Origin of the sequence: Chryseobacterium jejuense (assembly GCF_900100075.1) — a bacterium.
GTDB classification, from domain to species: Bacteria; Bacteroidota; Bacteroidia; order Flavobacteriales; family Weeksellaceae; genus Chryseobacterium; species Chryseobacterium jejuense.
On sequence record NZ_FNEG01000014.1, the window covers coordinates 1 to 2,110 of the forward strand.

Annotated in this window: 1 tRNA gene and 1 rRNA gene; both read left to right on the top strand. The window is 45.5% G+C overall.

Going from position 1 to position 2,110, the window contains the following annotated elements:
* The first annotated feature begins 326 nt into the window (after positions 1-326).
* Positions 327-1,843 (top strand): 16S ribosomal RNA (locus tag BLS98_RS22950).
* 183 nt (positions 1,844-2,026) lie between these two features.
* Positions 2,027-2,100 (top strand) — tRNA-Ile (locus BLS98_RS22955).
* Positions 2,101-2,110 lie beyond the last annotated feature (10 nt).

The window sequence follows — 2,110 nt, forward strand, 5'->3', positions numbered from 1 at the left end:
AAAAAGCTTTTAAATTTTATCGAATAAAATTTGCGAGTTAAAATAAAGTTCTTATCTTTGCAGTCCCAATTAAGGGAGCGCAGAAGTAGATGGATTGAGGGTTTAGGAAGAATTAAGGTTACTTAAAAAACTTTAAAATTTTCTTTCGAAACATTTGGTCAAATGAAAATAAAGTTTTACTTTTGCACTCGCAAATATGAAGCGCCACTGACAGATAAGAGTGCTTCATTAAAAAGCGAAAGATATAAAGATCATTGACATACAATATAACAACCAAGTAAGGAAAAACTAAAGCGTTAAAAACTTTGAGTGAGTCAGACAAACATACAATGGAGAGTTTGATCCTGGCTCAGGATGAACGCTAGCGGGAGGCCTAACACATGCAAGCCGAGCGGTAGAGTCTCTTCGGAGACTTGAGAGCGGCGCACGGGTGCGGAACACGTGTGCAACCTGCCTTTATCTGGGGGATAGCCTTTCGAAAGGAAGATTAATACCCCATAATATATTAGATGGCATCATTTGATATTGAAAACTCCGGTGGATAGAGATGGGCACGCGCAAGATTAGATAGTTGGTGAGGTAACGGCTCACCAAGTCTGCGATCTTTAGGGGGCCTGAGAGGGTGATCCCCCACACTGGTACTGAGACACGGACCAGACTCCTACGGGAGGCAGCAGTGAGGAATATTGGACAATGGGTGAGAGCCTGATCCAGCCATCCCGCGTGAAGGACGACGGCCCTATGGGTTGTAAACTTCTTTTGTATAGGGATAAACCTAGATACGTGTATCTAGCTGAAGGTACTATACGAATAAGCACCGGCTAACTCCGTGCCAGCAGCCGCGGTAATACGGAGGGTGCAAGCGTTATCCGGATTTATTGGGTTTAAAGGGTCCGTAGGCGGATCTGTAAGTCAGTGGTGAAATCTCACAGCTTAACTGTGAAACTGCCATTGATACTGCAGGTCTTGAGTGTTGTTGAAGTAGCTGGAATAAGTAGTGTAGCGGTGAAATGCATAGATATTACTTAGAACACCAATTGCGAAGGCAGGTTACTAAGCAACAACTGACGCTGATGGACGAAAGCGTGGGGAGCGAACAGGATTAGATACCCTGGTAGTCCACGCCGTAAACGATGCTAACTCGTTTTTGGGCTTTCGGGTTCAGAGACTAAGCGAAAGTGATAAGTTAGCCACCTGGGGAGTACGTTCGCAAGAATGAAACTCAAAGGAATTGACGGGGGCCCGCACAAGCGGTGGATTATGTGGTTTAATTCGATGATACGCGAGGAACCTTACCAAGGCTTAAATGGGAAATGACAGGTTTAGAAATAGACTTTTCTTCGGACATTTTTCAAGGTGCTGCATGGTTGTCGTCAGCTCGTGCCGTGAGGTGTTAGGTTAAGTCCTGCAACGAGCGCAACCCCTGTCACTAGTTGCCATCATTAAGTTGGGGACTCTAGTGAGACTGCCTACGCAAGTAGAGAGGAAGGTGGGGATGACGTCAAATCATCACGGCCCTTACGCCTTGGGCCACACACGTAATACAATGGCCAGTACAGAGGGCAGCTACACAGCGATGTGATGCAAATCTCGAAAGCTGGTCTCAGTTCGGATTGGAGTCTGCAACTCGACTCTATGAAGCTGGAATCGCTAGTAATCGCGCATCAGCCATGGCGCGGTGAATACGTTCCCGGGCCTTGTACACACCGCCCGTCAAGCCATGGAAGTCTGGGGTACCTGAAGTCGGTGACCGTAAAAGGAGCTGCCTAGGGTAAAACAGGTAACTAGGGCTAAGTCGTAACAAGGTAGCCGTACCGGAAGGTGCGGCTGGAACATCTCATTTTAGAGCGTCGTAAGACGATAAAAAAATCAGTATCGAAAGATACATTATACTTACTTAAAGTATAGCTTTAGTTTTTTGTTTGGTTGATTATATTAAAAATACAAAACCCACTAGAAATTAGTAAAGGGAAGAGATTGAGCGAGGGAGAAGAGGATATTACTTATCACCCATTACTCATAACAAAGTCTCGTAGCTCAGCTGGTTAGAGCGCTACACTGATAATGTAGAGGTCGGCAGTTCGAGCCTGCCCGAGACTACTAATTAAAG